The organism is Variovorax paradoxus (assembly GCF_009498455.1).
GTDB classification, from domain to species: Bacteria; Pseudomonadota; Gammaproteobacteria; order Burkholderiales; family Burkholderiaceae_C; genus Variovorax; species Variovorax paradoxus_H.
In genome coordinates, this window is the sequence record NZ_CP045644.1 from 3,061,511 (window position 1) to 3,076,685 (window position 15,175).

Annotated in this window: 15 protein-coding genes; 6 read left to right on the top strand and 9 right to left on the bottom strand. The window is 68.0% G+C overall.

What is annotated here, in order from left to right; translation table 11 throughout:
* The 4 genes from recO to nagZ are packed head-to-tail and all read left to right on the top strand — an operon-like array spanning position 1 to position 3,070.
* Positions 1-774: a DNA repair protein RecO gene (gene recO / locus GFK26_RS13990; protein WP_153282475.1), complete on the top strand. Its 774-nt coding sequence runs from the start codon at positions 1-3 to the stop codon at positions 772-774.
* Positions 771-1,535, top strand: coding sequence for a pyridoxine 5'-phosphate synthase (locus tag GFK26_RS13995; protein ID WP_153282476.1), 765 nt, complete (start codon positions 771-773; stop codon positions 1,533-1,535). The genes recO and GFK26_RS13995 overlap by 4 nt, the downstream gene beginning before the upstream one ends.
* Complete coding sequence (acpS, locus tag GFK26_RS14000) at positions 1,532-1,924, top strand: holo-ACP synthase (protein ID WP_101493304.1); 393 nt, start codon at positions 1,532-1,534, stop codon at positions 1,922-1,924. Before GFK26_RS13995 ends, acpS begins: the two co-directional genes overlap by 4 nt.
* Positions 1,925-1,972: 48 nt before the next feature.
* Positions 1,973-3,070: a beta-N-acetylhexosaminidase gene (gene nagZ / locus GFK26_RS14005; RefSeq protein WP_153282477.1), complete on the top strand. Its 1,098-nt coding sequence runs from the start codon at positions 1,973-1,975 to the stop codon at positions 3,068-3,070.
* On the opposite strand, the gene GFK26_RS14010 is transcribed toward nagZ, so the two are convergent.
* From GFK26_RS14010 to GFK26_RS14020, 3 genes are read right to left on the bottom strand one after another with little or no spacing between them, the layout of a single operon-like run.
* Entirely contained in the window at positions 3,040-4,926 is a 1,887-nt protein-coding gene (locus GFK26_RS14010) for a glycosyltransferase (RefSeq protein ID WP_153282478.1), read from the bottom strand. The genes nagZ and GFK26_RS14010 overlap by 31 nt on opposite strands.
* A gap of 24 nt (positions 4,927-4,950) precedes the next feature.
* Complete coding sequence (locus GFK26_RS14015) at positions 4,951-5,478, bottom strand: YgjP-like metallopeptidase domain-containing protein (RefSeq protein WP_153282479.1); 528 nt, start codon at positions 5,476-5,478, stop codon at positions 4,951-4,953.
* 7 nt (positions 5,479-5,485) lie between these two features.
* Positions 5,486-6,751, bottom strand: coding sequence for an Hsp70 family protein (locus tag GFK26_RS14020; protein ID WP_153282480.1), 1,266 nt, complete (start codon positions 6,749-6,751; stop codon positions 5,486-5,488).
* A gap of 94 nt (positions 6,752-6,845) precedes the next feature.
* On the opposite strand from GFK26_RS14020, the gene GFK26_RS14025 reads away from it, so the two are divergent.
* Positions 6,846-8,180, top strand: a complete 1,335-nt coding sequence (locus GFK26_RS14025) for a galactosyl transferase GMA12/MNN10 family protein (RefSeq protein WP_153282481.1) — start codon at positions 6,846-6,848, stop codon at positions 8,178-8,180.
* A gap of 21 nt (positions 8,181-8,201) precedes the next feature.
* Here GFK26_RS14025 and GFK26_RS14030 read toward each other — a convergent pair whose 3' ends face one another.
* The 3 genes from GFK26_RS14030 to GFK26_RS14040 form a co-directional block, all read right to left on the bottom strand.
* A complete protein-coding gene (locus GFK26_RS14030; protein WP_153282482.1) occupies positions 8,202-8,996 on the bottom strand; it encodes a class I SAM-dependent methyltransferase in 795 nt (264 codons plus the stop codon).
* A 19-nt stretch (positions 8,997-9,015) separates the two neighbouring features.
* Positions 9,016-10,578, bottom strand: coding sequence for a lysine--tRNA ligase (gene lysS / locus GFK26_RS14035; protein WP_153282483.1), 1,563 nt, complete (start codon positions 10,576-10,578; stop codon positions 9,016-9,018).
* A gap of 122 nt (positions 10,579-10,700) precedes the next feature.
* Entirely contained in the window at positions 10,701-11,345 is a 645-nt protein-coding gene (locus GFK26_RS14040; RefSeq protein WP_228122014.1) for an LON peptidase substrate-binding domain-containing protein, read from the bottom strand.
* Between the two features lie 49 nt (positions 11,346-11,394).
* On the opposite strand from GFK26_RS14040, the gene GFK26_RS14045 reads away from it, so the two are divergent.
* Positions 11,395-11,955 (top strand): YggT family protein, encoded by a 561-nt coding sequence (locus GFK26_RS14045; protein ID WP_153282485.1) that lies wholly within the window; start codon positions 11,395-11,397, stop codon positions 11,953-11,955.
* An 84-nt stretch (positions 11,956-12,039) separates the two neighbouring features.
* Here the strand turns inward: GFK26_RS14045 and accD are convergent, their stop codons facing one another.
* The 3 genes from accD to trpB form a co-directional block, all read right to left on the bottom strand.
* Complete coding sequence (accD, locus tag GFK26_RS14050; RefSeq protein ID WP_101493314.1) at positions 12,040-12,912, bottom strand: acetyl-CoA carboxylase, carboxyltransferase subunit beta; 873 nt, start codon at positions 12,910-12,912, stop codon at positions 12,040-12,042.
* 91 nt (positions 12,913-13,003) lie between these two features.
* Positions 13,004-13,849: a tryptophan synthase subunit alpha gene (trpA, locus tag GFK26_RS14055; protein ID WP_153282486.1), complete on the bottom strand. Its 846-nt coding sequence runs from the start codon at positions 13,847-13,849 to the stop codon at positions 13,004-13,006.
* Complete coding sequence (trpB, locus tag GFK26_RS14060) at positions 13,849-15,135, bottom strand: tryptophan synthase subunit beta (protein ID WP_153282487.1); 1,287 nt, start codon at positions 15,133-15,135, stop codon at positions 13,849-13,851. The genes trpA and trpB overlap by 1 nt, the downstream gene beginning before the upstream one ends.
* Positions 15,136-15,175 lie beyond the last annotated feature (40 nt).

Below are 15,175 nucleotides of genomic sequence, written 5' to 3' on the forward strand. Positions count from 1 at the left end.
GTGGCCGCCACCCATCGCGTTTCGCATGAACCGGCTTACGTGCTCCATCGCTACGACTGGAGCGAGTCGAGCCTGATCCTCGAGGTCTTCACCCGCCACCACGGGCGCATCGCGCTCGTGGCCAAGGGGGCGAAGCGGCCGAGTTCCAATTTCCGTCCGGTGCTGCTGCCGCTACAGCCGCTGCAGCTCAACTACGGTGGCGACGCCGAGATCCGCACGCTGAAAGGCGCCGAGTGGATGGGCGGCCACGTCATGCCGACCGGCGAGGCGCTGCTCTCGGGCTACTACGTCAACGAACTGCTGCTGCGCCTGCTGGCGCGCGACGACGCGCATGAGGCGCTGTTCGACGCCTATGCCGGCGTGGTGCAGGTGTTGGCCGGCGACCACGCAGGCGCCCAGGCCGCAACACAGGCTGCCGCGCTGCGTGCCTTCGAGCTGCTGCTGCTGCGTTCGGTCGGCCTGTTGCCCTCGCTCGACGTGCAGACGCTCACCCTGGAGCCGCTGGCGGCCCGCACGCGCTACAGCCTTGTGCCCGAAGCCGGCCTGCGGCAGGCGGCCAAGGACGAGGCCGCGCTGGCCGGTGCCGACTGGCGGGCGCTGCATGAGGTGCTCGACGACCGCACGCCGTTCACCGCCACCCTGCGCGAGGTCGCGACCATGAACGCCGGCAGCAACAGTGCCCTGCGAAACCAGCTGCGCACCTTGCTCAACTACCATTGCGGCGTGACCACGCTGCGCACGCGGCAAATGATGAGAGATCTGCAAGCACTATGAGCACTTCAGGTAACGCCGGGACCACCTCGCTGTCGGTCAACCTCAACAAGGTCGCCCTCGTGCGCAACACGCGCCACCTCGGTATCCCGAGCGTGGTGGGCGCCGCCCAGGCCTGCCTCGCCGCGGGCGCGCAGGGCATCACCGTGCACCCGCGGCCCGATGCGCGCCACATCCGCGCGCATGACGTGAGCGATCTGTGGTCACTGCTCGCCAAAGACTGGCCGGCCGTCGAGTTCAACATCGAAGGCAACCCCTTTCACAACCTGATGGACTTCGTGCGCGAGATCAAGCCGCACCAGGCCACCTTCGTTCCCGACAGCGAAACCCAGTCGACCAGCGACCATGGCTGGAGCTTCCCCGAAGACGCCGAGCGCCTGCGCCCGCTGATCGCCGAAGCCAAGGCACTGGGCGTGCGCGTGAGCCTGTTCATGGACCCGATTCCCGAGATGATGGCTGCCGTCAAGGCCGTGGGGGCCGACCGCGTCGAGCTCTACACCGAAGGCTACGCCGCCTCGCGCGGCACGCCGCAGGAAGCCGCCGTGCTCGCGCGCTACGTGGCCGCGGCACAGGCCGCCCACGCGGTGGGCCTGGGCGTCAACGCCGGGCACGACCTGAGCCGTGACAACCTCACGCCGTTCCTGCGCGCGGTGCGCGGCGTGCACGAGGTGTCGATCGGCCATGCCTTCGTCGCCGATGCGCTTGAACTCGGGTACGCCGCCGCCACGCGCGACTACCTGCGCTGCATCGCCGACGCCGCATGATCTACGGCATCGGGACCGACATCTGCGACGTGCGCCGCATCGCGGCCACCTTCGAGCGCCAGGGCGAGCGCTTCGCCCGCAAGGTGTTGAGCGACGCCGAATTCGCCATCTGGCAGGCCCGCGCCGCACGCTGGCCCAAGCGCGGCCTGAGCTACCTTGCCACGCGCTTTTCCGCCAAGGAAGCCTTCAGCAAGGCCATCGGCCTGGGCATGCGCATGCCGATGACCTGGCGCTCGTGCGAGATCGCCAACCTGCGCAGCGGCAAGCCGGTGATCGTGCTGCACGGTGAGCTGAAAGACTGGTTCGAGGCGCAGGGCCTGACGGCGCATGTGACCGTCACCGACGAAACCGAGTACGCCGCCAGCTTCGTGGTGGTGGAAAAAGCCTGAACGAATCTCCGGCGCCGTCGCGCCTTGCCGACTGATCGATCGACAGACATGACCGAACTGAACCACGCGCCGCTCCTCATCGATGTGGCCGGCACCGAACTCACCGCCGCCGACCGCCGGCGTCTCGCGAACCCGCATGTGGGCGGCGTGATCCATTTCACCCGCAACTGGCAGGACCGCGCGCAGATGACAGCGCTCAATGCCGAGATCAAGGCGATCCGGCCCGACCTGCTGATCTGCGTCGACCACGAAGGCGGCCGCGTGCAGCGCTTTCGCACCGACGGCTTCACGCGGCTGCCCTCGATGCGCAGCCTGGGCGAACTGTGGATGCGGGATGCGCTGCGCGCCACGCAGGTCGCCACCGGCGCAGGGCAGGTGCTGGCCGGCGAGCTGCGCGCCTGCGGTGTCGACTTCAGCTTCGCCCCCGTGCTCGACCTCGACTACGGCGGCAGCAGCGTGATCGGCGACCGCAGCTTTCACCGCGACCCGCGCGTGGTCGCGCTGCTCGCCAAGAGCGTGATGCACGGCATGCTGCAGATGGGCATGCGCAATTGCGGCAAGCACTTTCCGGGGCATGGCTTCGTGCAGGCCGATTCGCACGTCGAGATTCCGGTCGACCCGCGCAGCCTGAAGGCCATCCTGGCCGACGACGCGCGACCCTACGACTGGTTGGCCGGCACGCTCGCCGCTGTCATGCCCGCGCACGTGATCTACCCGAAGGTCGACAAGCGGCCGGCAGGCTTCTCCGAAAAATGGCTGAAGGACATCCTGCGCCAGCGCTTCGCGTTCGATGGCGCCGTGTTCAGCGACGACCTGAGCATGGAAGCCGGCCGCTACATCGACGGCCAACTGCTGAGCTACACAGACGCCGTGCTGGCGGCCCTCGCGGCGGGTTGCGACCTGGCGCTGCTGTGCAACCAGAGCATCGGTGAGGGCAAGCCGCTCGACGAGATGCTCGACGGCTTCACCGCGGCGGCGGCCGACGGGCGCTGGCAGGGCGATGCGGCCAGCGAAGCGCGGCGCCGGTCGCTGTTGCCCGGCGATGAGGCGCTCGACTGGCAGGCGCTCACGGCCTCGACGCGCTATGTGCAGGCGCAACGCCTGCTGGCCGGCGCTCAGTCCCGGAAGGGCCGCACCGGCAGCTGATTCGCCGCGGGGCCGAGCAACGCGGCCACCTCGGGCGTTTCGAACAGCGACTCCAGCCAGGGCTTGTCGGCCAGGCCGGCCTGGAAGAACACCTGCAGCAGCCGCAGCGCTTCGGTGCGCAGCGCGCGCGTCAGCATTTCAGCGTCGATCCGCGGTGCGTCGGCGGGCGCGGCACAGGCATGCGCCAGCGTGCGCAGCAGCTGTTCGGCAAAGTCGCGCTGCGGCGGCCAGAGGTGAGCGTAGAGCTGGGCGATCCGGTCGATGTCTTCCACGCGGCTGCGCGGCAGCAGGTGACGCAGCACCGCGCGCCGCGCGCGCATGGCGAGCGAGGCGGCATGCGCGGGATCGGCCGGCGGCGCGATCGGCGCGAGGCGGTGCAGCACCTCTGGAATGACCGCGAAGCGCGCGCCGGCCACGATGCAGCGGCAGAGCATCTGCAGGTCGTCGTGGATCGCGAACTCGGGGCCGTGGCGCACGCCGGTGCGCTCCAGGAAGCGGCGGCGGACCAGGCAGGCCGACAGCCGCAGCGGCTCGGGGCCCAAGGCTTCGGCCACGATTTCATCGTGGCGCTGGGCGTACTTCAGCGGCCCTGCGGGTGTTTCGCTCCAGCAGCCGACGATGTCCAGGTCCGGGCAGGCGGCAAGCAGCGCGGCTTGCCGCTGCAGGCGGCCGGGCATGGCGCGGTCGCCTGCAGCGGCGAAGACGACGTGCTCGCCGGTGGCCTGTGCAAGCGCAAGGTTGCGCAGGGTGGCGCGGTCGCAGGGCACGGGCAGTGCGATCCACCGCAGGTCCGGGACGATGGCGCGCGCCTCGCTTTCGGCTGCGGCAGGAAGGCCTGTCGCCACCACGACCAGCTCCAGCGCCACGTCGGCCTGCGCCGTCCAGTCGCGCAGGTCCTGCAGCCAATCGTCGCGGGTGCCGTCGGGCGTCAGGCAGACCGTCACGCGCGGCATGACGACGGGCGGCACGCGGTCGGGCTGCTGCGCGCGCCAGGCGAAGTAACGTTCCAGCGCGGGGCCGATGTCCGGCGGCGCGAAAGCCCGCTGGAGCGTGTCGAGCCCGTCGCGTTCAAGCTGGGCGCGGCGCGGCGCATCGGCGACCAAAGCCACCACGGTGTCGACCAACTGGTCGTAGGGCACGCCCACCACCGCGTCGCGAAAGGCCGGGTCGACCTCGCTGTCGGGGTAAAGCTCACAGACGACGGCCTTGCGATGGCGCAGCAGGATCGACAGCCGCGGGGCCTCGACCACGCGCGACTCTTCCCAGTTGTGCAGGTTCAGCATGACCTTGGCGCGGCGGATGCGGTCTTCGCGCTCGGCCTGCGTCCAAGACCTCCCACGCGTCACTTCGACGCGCAGGCCGCGCGCCATCAGCGCCTCGAGAATGTCGATCCGTCGCCGCGTGAGCGAGCCGAAGAAGCAGACATCGATGTCGCGCGCCTCCTCGGGCAGGACTTCCGGCAAGGGCAGGATGCGCGCCGCATCAGGCTCCCATCCGAGCGGCACGTAGTCCGCGTTCTGGTAGCCGAGTTCGCGGTGGCGCTGGAAGTTGGTCTTGCTGTACTCCCACAGGTAACAGCGCGGGATCAGGTCGCGGTAGTTGGCGTTCCAGGCATGCGTGCCTTCGACCATCGGCTCGTAGTTGACGACGATGCAGTTCGGATGAAGCGACGCGACGCTCTCCCAGGGAACGTCCCAGAAGAAGAACAGGATGTTGATCGCACTCGCATCGATCGTGGCCGGTGTGTAGGTCGTCGGGTAACCCAGCCGTTCGGCCGCCAGCCGGTAGGTCTGCACGATGTCGCCGCAGACCGCGTCTTCGGACAGTGAGGTGAAGTGCAGCCGTGGCAGGGTCATGGGCGACGACTGTAGCGGGTCGGGTCAGTCCGAGCCTGGTGTGCCCACCGCAGAAGGCCACAGCGGCGCGCCGCCCGCTTCCAGGTGCGTCAGATACAGCCGCAGCTCGAACTCGAAGCGGTGGTACTCGGGCTCCATGTGCGTGCACAGCGCGTAGAAGGGCTTGTCGTGGTTCTTCTCGCGGCTGTGCGCCAGCTCGTGCACGACGATCATGCGCAGCCATTCGAGCGGCACGGTCTTGAACAGGCTGGCTACGCGGATCTCGCGCTTGGTCTTGAGCTTGCTGCCCTGCACGCGCGCAATGGTGGTGTGGGTGCCCAGCGCATGGCGCACCACGTGCAGCTTGTTGTCGAACACCGCCTTGGCCAGCGGCTCGGCCTTGCGCATGTACTCGCCCTTGAGCTCGCAGGCGTAGTCGTACAGCGCGCGGTCGGTGCGGATGTCGTGCAGGCCGGCATAGCGTCCGCGCAGCAGGGCGCCGAGCTTGTCGGCGGCCATCAGCTCGCTCACCTGCGCCAGCAGCGCGGGCGGGTACGCGGACAGGTACTTCATCTGTGGCTTATCCCGCCGTGCGCGCCGAATAGGCGAGTCCGGCCGCGACGCCGCCGAGCAGGTCGCCCTCGATGAGCGGCACGCCCGCGAAGCTCGCGCGCAGTGCGCGCTGGAATGGGCGCAGGGCCGACGAGCCGCCGGTGAGGTAGATGGCGTCCAGGTCGCCGCTGCGCAAGCCGGCGCGCTTCACGCAGGCGTGGGCGCAGGCCACCACGTTCTCGAGCGGCGCCGCGAGCTGCTGCGCCATGTCGGCCGGCGTCAGCGCGGAAACGAGCCCGGGTTCGATGCACGACAGGTCGATCTGCACCTCGGCGTCGCTGACCGAGCCATTGATCTTGGCCTGTTCGACCTCGCTGGCGATGCGGTGGCCGTGGCGCTCTTCGAGCACCGTCATCAGGCGGTCGTGCAGCTGCCGGTCGCTGTAGCTGGTGCGCAGCTCGCGTGCTTGGCGCACGGCCTTCGGGGCATAGAGCCAGTTGATCAGGTGCCAGGACGACAGCTCGAAGAACACCTTGCTGGGCACCTCGCGCCCGCTCGGGCCGAGATGGCGCAGCCCGAGCATCGGCATCACGCGCTCCAGGTTCAGGCGCTGGTCGAAGTCGGTGCCGCCGATGTGCACGCCGCTGGTGGCCAGCACGTCGTCGGCGCGGTCGGCGCGCGCCATGCGCTCCGGACCCAGGCGCACCACGGTGAAGTCGGAGGTGCCGCCGCCGATGTCGACGATGAGGATCAGCGACTCGCGCGTGACGCGCTGCTCGTAGTCGAAGGCAGCGGCAATGGGTTCGTACTGGAACGAAACGTCGCGCAGGCCAGCCGCGCGCGCGGCGTGGCGCATGCTTTCTTCTGCGCGCTGGTCGCGCTTGGCGTCGTCGTCGACGAAGTGCACCGGGCGGCCGATGACCACGCGCTCGGGGCGCGTGCCCAGCTCGCGTTCGGCGCGCGACACCAGCTCGTGCAGGAAGCGCGCAATGATGTCCTCGAAGCTGACCAGCCCGTCATAGACGGCGGTCTTCTCCTGCATCAGCGGGCTGCCGAGCAGGCTCTTGAGCGAGCGCATGAGTCGGCCTTCCACGCCGGACAGGTACAACGCGATGGCGTCGCGGCCGAAGTGCGTGCTGCGGTCCTCGGCATTGAAGAAGAGGGCGGTCGGCAGGGTGGTGGCGCTGCCTTCGATGGGCAGCAGGCGCGCGGCATCGCCGGGGGAGGCGTAGGAGACCGCGGAATTCGACGTGCCGAAATCGATGCCGATGGCCGGGGTGCGTAGGGGATTCATTCAAGCAGGAAATCGGAGGGCCCAAGAGTGTAGAGGGTCGGCCGGAGCGCGCGATAGACTGCGGCCCAATGACCACCCCACCCGGAAGCCGTCGATGCCGTTGTGCCTGACATTCTTCGACCGGTTCGACGAGCCGGTGCTGCGCAACCACAGTCACTACTGCCGCCGTTTCGGCTACCCCCATGCCTGGGTGGAGAGTGACCGCGCCGGGCACTCCGCGCTGCGCGATTGCGCGAAATATGCCGAGATGCTGCGCCGCCTGCGGGCGCTCGACGAGGGCGACTGGCTGCTCTTTCTCGACGGCGATTCGGTGGTGTTCCACCCCGTGGCCGTCGAGCTGCTGATGGAAGGCCGCGACCTGCTCGTGGTGGACGGGCCCAAGGGCCTGCCGCTGTGCAACTTGATGATCTTGCGCAACACGGCGGCCAACCGCGCGCTGCTGCATGCGTTCATCCGGGCGGCGAGCCAGGTCGTGGCGCGCGTCACGCCCCGCCTCGACGCGGCCGAGCTGCTGCGGCCGGCCGGCTTGCTGCCCTGCAACGGGCCCATCGGCGACTGCTACGTGAACGTCTCATGGCGCATCGCGAGCTGGTTCACCGCCCGCATCTTCGTGGTGCACCTGGCGGCCCTGCCGGAGCTGGATGCCGAGGGCCGCGTGCTGGAAGAGCTGCTGCACGACGCGAACCTGCAGCGCCTGATGGTGCGCCGGGTGAACGCGGCGCTGATCGACGGCGAGCCCGTGCTGCCGCCGCCGGCCTACCCGGCGATCTCGGAGGACGCGTATTCGTGCCTCAACCCGCACGCGCCCATCGCCTTCGTCACGCTCTACACGCACCACATCAACGACTACGCGCGCGTGTCCGAGCACAACGTGCGGCGCTACTGCGAGCGGCACGGCCATGGGTATCACGTCTACCGCGCCATCCCGGACGAACTCGATCCGTCGATCAGCGGCGCCTGGGTGAAGAGCTGGCTCGTGAAGCGGCACCTCGCGCAGCACCAATGGGTGGTGTGGGTCGATGCCGACACGCTGTTCGTCAACCAGGCGAAGCGCATCGAACCGCTGCTCGAAGGCCGCGACCTGCTGTTCGCCAAGGACATCGGCGCGTGGGATGTGAACTCGGGCGTGATGGGCTTCCGCCACACCGAGCGCAACCTCGCGCTGCTCACGCAGCTGTGGGAGCGCATCACCGGCGTCGACGACAAGTCGACCGTGTACGCCAGCCAGGGCGACCAGTACTACACGAACGTGGTGCTGGCCGAGCACGGCCTGATCGGCGATGCGGTCGTGACGGACCTTCTGAGCATCAACACGCCGCCGCACCTGGCGGGCGACGACAGCCTGCTGGTGCATTTCGTGGGGCTCGGGGAGCCCTACCGGTCGGTGTACATGGCGGACGTCGACGCGCGGTCGAAGCGCCTGGGCTGAGGGGGCGGCGCGCGCTGCGCGTCAGCCGCCGAAGGTGTAGGTTGTCGGGTAGCTGTTCGACCCCATCTCGCGCTCGTGGTCGTCGCGAAAATCGCCGTGGTGCGGGCTGAGCAGGTAAAGGTTGCGGTCGGCGCACAGCCGCGCCAGGTCGTCGGCCGATGCCACCTGCAGGGAGAGCCCGCCCAGCGTCAGCACCAGCGGGAAGGGCTCGGCCTGGTGGCGCTCGTAGATGCCGCGGCCTTCGCCGAGGTAGTCGAGCCGGTGGTCGATCACGCGAAACCCGGTTTGATAGAACATCTTGCGGGCGTCGAAGTCCGTGAAAAAGCGCAGGTGCGTGAAGTCGAGCAGGCCCCAGTGGGTGTAGCGCCAATGCCCGCGCATGGCGTCGTACAGCATCGGCAGGTTGGACGCATTCGGCAGGCTGACCAGAATCTGTGCATCCGGCGCGACGATGCGCTTCAGGCCGCTGAGCAGTTGCCACGGATTGACGAGGTGCTCGAGCACGTCGAACAGGCACACGAGATCGAAGGGGCGGGTGAGCCCCTGCGCGGCGAAGTCGACGGTTTCCACGTCCTGCTCGACGACCTTGTCGAAATGCGCGCGTGCGAGCTGTGCCGCTGCGGCGTTGAACTCGCAGCCCCAGAGTTCGCAGCCGGGGTGGCGTTGGCGCAGCGCGTGACCAACGCCCCCGGAGCCGCAACCGATGTCAAGGGCGACCGCGGGCGGACGCTGGACCATGTCCAGGCATTCGGGCCTGGGGCTGAAGGGGTAGACGTACTCTTTCTTGTCGCGGTCTTGCCAGAGAAAGTCGGTCACAGCGTCCCCGTGTGGTGGGTCAGAGTTCGCGGCGCAGCGCCGGGAAAAGAATCACGTCGCGAATGCTCGGCGAATCGGTCAGCAGCATCATGAGGCGGTCGATGCCGATGCCGCAGCCGCCGGTGGGCGGCATGCCGTATTCGAGCGCGCGCACGAAGTCGTGGTCGTAGAACATGGCTTCGTCGTCGCCGCTGTCCTTGGCAGCCACCTGCGCGTTGAAGCGCGCGGCCTGGTCTTCGGCGTCGTTCAGCTCGCTGAAGCCGTTGCCGAATTCGCGGCCTGTGATGTAGAGCTCGAAGCGCTCGGTGACCTCGGGGCGATCGTCGTTGGCGCGCGCCAGCGGCGAGATCTCGGTCGGGTGCTCCATGATGAAGGTCGGCTGCCAGAGCTTCTCTTCCACGGTCTCTTCGAAGTACATCACCTGCAGGCTGGCCAGGCTGCGCTGCGAGAGCTTGTCTTTTTCTTCGCTCAGGCCGAGCTTGCGCAGGGCGTTGATGAGCCAGGTGGTGTCATCGACCCCGTCACCTGCCTCGGTGTGTTTCAGGATCGCTTCGCGGATCGTCAGGCGCTCGAAGGGCTGGGTCAGGTCGACCGGCTTGCCGCCGTAGGTGAGCTGCTGCGTGCCCACAGCCTTGTCGGCGATGGTGCGGATCAGCGTCTCGGTGAAGTCCATCAGGTCGCGGTAGTTCCAGTAGGCCGCGTAGAACTCCATCATCGTGAACTCGGGGTTGTGCCGCACCGAGATGCCTTCGTTGCGGTAGCTCCGGTTGATCTCGAACACGCGCTCGAAGCCGCCGACGATCAGGCGCTTGAGGTACAGCTCGGGCGCAATGCGCAGGAACATTTCCTGGTCGAGCGCGTTGTGGTGCGTCTTGAAGGGCTTGGCGTTGGCGCCGCCCGGAATCGGGTGCAGCATGGGCGTCTCGACCTCGAGGAAGTCGTGCGACACCATGAACTCGCGCAGCGCGCTCACGGCCTTGCTGCGCGCGGTGAAGCGCACGCGGGCCGACTCGTCGGTGATCAGGTCGACATAGCGCTGGCGGTACTTCTGCTCCTGGTCGGCCATGCCGTGGAACTTGTCGGGCAGCGGGCGCAGGCTCTTGGTGAGCAGGCGCAGGCGGGTCACCTTGACCGACAGCTCGCCGGTCTTGGTCTTCATCAGCGTGCCTTCGGCGCCGAGGATGTCGCCGAGGTCCCAGCGCTTGAAGTCGGCGTACGCCTCTTCGCCGATGGCGTCGCGCGTCACGTACAGCTGGATGCGGCCGGTGGCGTCCTGCACGGTCGCGAAGCTGGCCTTGCCCATCACGCGCTTGAGCATCATGCGGCCGGCCACGCTCACGGAAACGGCCTGCGCTTCGAGCGCTTCGGCCTCGGTGCCGTCGTGCTGCGCGACCAGCGCCGCAGCGCGGTGGCCGGGTTTGAAGTCGTTCGGGAACGCAACCCCCTTGCCTTCGGACTGCGCCGTGCGCAGCAGCTTGAGCTTTTCGCGGCGTTCGACGATGAGCTGGTTGTCGTCGACGGCGGGCGCCGAGGAAGGAACTGCAGCGGGCGCGGGAATGGGGGGGGTCAGGTGATCGGACATGAGGAGCGGATGAGGCGCAACCGGAGCGTGCGCGGCCCGGCATTTTAGCCGATCGGTCTTGAACGAAACCGCCTGCGAGCGCCCGTCAATTCTGCGCAGCACGCTATGAAAAAAGAAGCAAACTATTCAGTGATACCGGTGCGCGCCAGCAGGTCGCTGACCAGTTCGAGGCGCATCAGCGGGCTGTCGAGCTCCATCAGGCGCTGCTTCAGCGCGACCTGCATCGGCACCAGTTCGCACCAGCGGTTCGCCACCCAGCCGCAATCGTCGAAGCGGTAGGGCGCGCGGATCGGCAGGCGCACCGTGTCGCCTTGGGCGTGGCGGCGCGCTTCGAGGGTGTCGACGAGGCGGCGCAGCGCGGTGGCGGTATGGCGCAGGTCGTCGGGAATATCGAGCGCGAGGTCGTCGGCGACGGCTTCGACCTCGGCGATCCAGAGGCCGTTCTTCTGCAGCGCGCTGTGGCGCACGCGAAAGCGCGTCGTGCCGACGCATTCGATCTGCAACAGGCCGCTTTGCGGGGCGTCGAACGCGTGGATGTCGGCGAGCGTGCCGACGGCGGCAAAGCTTTCGGCTTCGGCACCGGCCTTGCGGACCTCGGTGCCGCTCGTCAGGCTGACCACGCCGAAGGGGACACCGGCCTTGCGGCACTTGCCGATCATGTCGAGGTAGCGGACCTCGAAGATGCGCAAGGGCAGCAGTCCGCCGGGGAAGAGCACCGTACCGAGCGGGAACAATGGCAGTGAATGCAGAAGGGGTTGTGTCGTCATCGAAGAACCTTGCGTGGCTATCATCGCATTCCGCTCACGGCTGCGTTCCATGCTCTATCAGATTCCTTCGTTTCTTCTCGACGTGATCGTCGGCCTGCTTGGCGGCGCCTGCCTGCTGCGCCTGTACATGCAATACCACCGCGTGCCCTTCGGCAATCCGCTGGGGCGTTTCGTGTTTGCCATCACCGACTGGATCGTGCTGCCGCTGCGGCGCATCGTGCCCGCCGTGAAGCGCTGGGACCTCGCAAGCCTGATCGCGGCCTGGCTGCTGGTGATGCTCAAATTTTTGGTGCTGTGGCTGCTGGCCGGCAGCCTGATGCGAATCACGGCGCTGCCGCTGGTTTCGCTGGTCGGCCTGCTGCAGCTCGCGGTGTCGGGCCTCACGGCGCTGCTGGTGGTGTACGCGGTGCTGTCGTGGATTCCGGGCGCGTCGCCGATGCTGCTCGACCTGATCTCGCGCCTGGCCGAGCCGCTGGTGCGGCCCTTCCGTCGCTTCATTCCGCTGATCGGCGGGGTCGACCTGTCGCCGCTGGCCGCCATCGTGGTGCTGCAGGTGGTGGCGATCGTGCTGGGCAACCTGCTGGTCTTCGCGTTCCGACTTGGCGCCTGAGGGCGTCACGCCGCAAAGCAAAACGCCCGCATCGCCTTTCACAGCGTGCGGGCGTTCAGGCCGGAGCCTAAGCTCAGGTGAGGGTCAGAGCACCGCGTCGGCCGGCTGGCGCAGCAGCATGGCCAGCGTGCTGGCGATGGTCTTGCGCAGTTCGCGGCGGTCGCTGATGAAGTCGATCGCGCCCTTGGTCTGCAGGAACTCGGCGCGCTGGAAGCCTTCGGGCAGAGTCACGCGCACGGTCGATTCGATCACGCGCGGGCCGGCAAAGCCGATCAGCGCCTTGGGCTCGGCGATCACCACGTCGCCCACGAAAGCAAAGCCGGCGCTCACGCCGCCCATGGTCGGGTCGGTCAGCACGCTGATGTAGGGCAGGCCCTTCTTCGCCAGGCGCGTGAGCGCGGCGTTGGTCTTGGCCATCTGCATCAGCGAGAGCAGGCCTTCCTGCATGCGCGCGCCGCCGGTGGCGGTGAAGCAGATGAAGGGCACCTTCTGCTCGATGGCCGTTTCGACGCCGCGCACGAAGCGCTCGCCGACCACGCTGCCCATGGAGCCGCCCATGAACTCGAACTCGAAGCAGGCCACGACCACGCTGATGCTGTGGACGGAGCCGCCCAGCACGACCAGTGCGTCGGTCTCGCCGGTGTTCTCCAGGGCTTCCTTCAGGCGCTCGGGGTACTTGCGGCTGTCCTTGAACTTCAGGGCATCGACCGGCAGCACTTCTTGGCCGACTTCGTAGCGGCCTTCGGCGTCCAAAAAGGCATCCAGGCGCGCGCGGGCGCCGATGCGGTGGTGGTGGCTGCAGCTGGGGCAGACGTTCTGGTTGTGCTCGAGGTCGGTCTTGTACAGAACGGTCTCGCAGGCCGGGCATTTGATCCACAGGCCCTCGGGCACCTGGCGGCGCTCGGACGGGTCGGTTTGTGCGATCTTGGCGGGTAGCAGTTTTTCAAGCCAGCTCATGGGACTCCGAATTTCTCAGGAAGGAAGCCTTCCTGACACTTAGCTCCCCTCTCCCGCACGGGAGAGAGGTTGGGGTTGAGGGCAGTGGCGATTATCGGCCAGCCGCGTTCTTGGCGGTAGCAGCCGGCAGGGCGTCGAGCGCCTCGCGGATGCCGGCCAGGAATTCGCGCACCGTGGGCACCACGTTTTCGCGGGGCTGGTCTTCGATGAGTTGAATGATCTTGGTGCCGATGACCACGGCGTCCGCCGCCGAGCCGACGGCCTGCGCCGTGCGCGCGTCGCGGATGCCGAAGCCCACGCCGACCGGAATGCTCACGTGCTCGCGGATGCGCGGGATCATGCGTCCGACCGCCTCGGTGTCGAGGTGGCCGGCACCGGTCACGCCCTTGAGCGACACGTAGTACACGTAGCCGCTCGCGATGCGCGCCACCTGCGCCATGCGCTCGGCGGTGCTCGTGGGGGCCAGCAGGAAGATCAGGTCGATGCCGGCAGCCTTCAGGTCGGCGGCGAAGTCCTCGCATTCCTCGGGCGGATAGTCGACGACCAGCAGGCCGTCGACGCCGGCCGCGGCCGCGTCGCGGATGAAGGCCTTCTTGCCGTGCACGAGGTCGTAGCGCTCGACCGGGTTGGCATAACCCATGAGCACGACCGGCGTGGTCGTGTCCTGGGCGCGGAACGCCGCCACCATGGCGAGCACCTGCTTCATGCCCACCCCCAATGCCAGCGCGGCTTCACCGGCCTTCTGGATCACGGGACCGTCGGCCATCGGGTCGGAGAAGGGCACGCCCAGCTCGATCACGTCGGCTCCGGCCTCGACCATGCCGTGCATGAGTTCGGGCGTGATGTCGGCGAAGGGGAAACCGGCGGTGACGTAAGGGATCAGCGCGCGACGGCCCTGCGTTTGCAGGGTCTGGAACTTGGCGGCAATGCGGCTCATCACTTGCCTCCCTTCACGCTCAGACCGCGCATCGAGGGCCGGTCGTAGAAGTCGACACCCGACAGGTCGGCGACGGTGCCGATGTCCTTGTCGCCGCGGCCCGAGAGGTTCACGAGGATCGACTGGTCGGGGCGCATGGTCTTGGCGAGCTTCAGGGCGTAGGCCACGGCGTGGCTGGATTCGAGCGCGGGAATGATGCCCTCCGTGCGGCACAGGTAGTGGAAGGCTTCGAGCGCCTCCATGTCGGTGATGCCGACGTATTCGGCGCGGCCGATGTCGGCCAGGTGCGCGTGCTCTGGGCCCACGCCGGGGTAGTCGAGGCCGGCGCTGATGCTGTGCGTTTCGGTGATCTGGCCGTCGTCGTTCTGCAGCAGGTAGGTGCGGTTGCCGTGCAGCACGCCCGGGCTGCCGCGCAGGATCGAGGCGGCGTGCTTGCCGCTGTCCAGTCCTTCGCCGGCCGCTTCCACGCCGATGAGGCGCGTGCCCGCGAACGGAATGTAGGGGTGGAAGATGCCGATCGCATTGCTGCCGCCGCCCACGCAGGCCACCACCACGTCGGGCTGCTTGCCCTCGGCTTCACCGGTGATGCCGTTGGCCGCGAGCATGGCGGGCATCTGAGCGATGCACTCGGTGCCGATCACGCTCTGGAAGTCGCGCACCATCGTCGGGTAGGGGTGCGGGCCCGCCACCGTGCCGATGATGTAGAAGGTGTTTTCGACGTTGGTGACCCAGTCGCGCATGGCTTCGTTGAGCGCGTCTTTCAGCGTCTTGCTGCCCGATTCAACGGGCACGACGGTCGCGCCCAGCAGGTTCATGCGGTAGACATTGGGGCTCTGGCGCTTCACGTCCTGGCTGCCCATGTAGACCACGCATTCGAGGCCGTAGCGCGCACAGATGGTGGCGGTGGCCACGCCGTGCTGGCCGGCGCCGGTCTCGGCGATCACGCGGGGCTTGCCCATGCGGCGCGCGAGCATCGCCTGGCCGATCACGTTGTTGATCTTGTGCGCGCCGGTGTGGTTGAGGTCTTCGCGCTTCAGGTAGATCTGCGCGCCGCCCATTTCGCGGCTGGTGCGCGCGGCGTGGTAGATCGGCGAGGGGCGGCCGACGAAGTGCTTCAGCTCGTAGTGGAACTCGGCCAGGAAGGCCGGGTCGTCCTTGAACTTGGCGTACGCGTCGCGCAGCTCGTTGATCGCGTGGGTGAGCGTTTCGCTCGCGAAGGTGCCGCCGTAGGGGCCGAAGTGGCCGCTGGCGTCGGGTTGCTGGTAGTCCTGGAATTGGCTTTGCATGGTTCTCGATCGATGGGCCGCGGCCCGAATCGCGATCGGG